At 55.5% G+C, this 665-nt stretch carries 1 protein-coding gene; it reads right to left on the minus strand.

The window, feature by feature from the left end:
• Positions 1–8: 8 nt before the first annotated feature.
• On the minus strand, positions 9–665 hold a 657-nt coding region (locus ACKJSM_RS28690), incomplete at its 5' end, for an IS3 family transposase (RefSeq protein ID WP_410239538.1).

Consider the following 665-nt stretch of genomic DNA (forward strand, 5'->3'; position numbering starts at 1 on the left):
TGTAGTGGTCAACTAATCCCGGACACGACTTTAAGTTTTTCTTCGGCGCGAGCTGGTGCCAACCCACCATTGAATTGGTGAGGCCGAATCCAGTTGTACCGATGCATCAAGAAGTGGCTGATATCGCGCTTGGCTTCTTGAGTCGTTCTGTAGCCCGTGATCGGTATCCATTCCGTTTTTAGGCTGCGGAACACGCGCTCCATTGGCGCGTTGTCCCAGCAATTTCCCCGGCGACTCATGCTCTGGCGCATGCGATAACGCCACAATCGCTGACGAAATAGCCGGCTTGCGTATTGTGACCCCTGATCCGAGTGAAACAGCAGACCCGAAGGCCTGCCACGCTGCTCGCAGGCCATATCCAGGGCCTTGATCACCAGATCGGCGTCCGGCTTTTCCGACAACGCCCAGCCCACCACCCGGCGCGTGCAAAGATCCAGTACGACCGCCAAGTAATGCCATTTCCCCTGGGCCCAAATGTAGGTGATGTCGCCGCACCAGACTTGATTCGGGGCTGGCACATCAAACTCACGGTTCAAGGTATTCGGGATATCGAGTCTTTCTACTGTCGCTCGTTTGTAGGCATGTGAGCCGGGTTGTTTACTGACTAAATCAAGCTCGCGCATCAAGCTGCGCACTTTGAACCGACCAAGCTGCTCACCGTCTTC

Source organism: Pseudomonas sp. PHC1 (genome assembly GCF_046487845.1).
Lineage (GTDB): Bacteria > Pseudomonadota > Gammaproteobacteria > Pseudomonadales > Pseudomonadaceae > Aquipseudomonas > Aquipseudomonas sputi.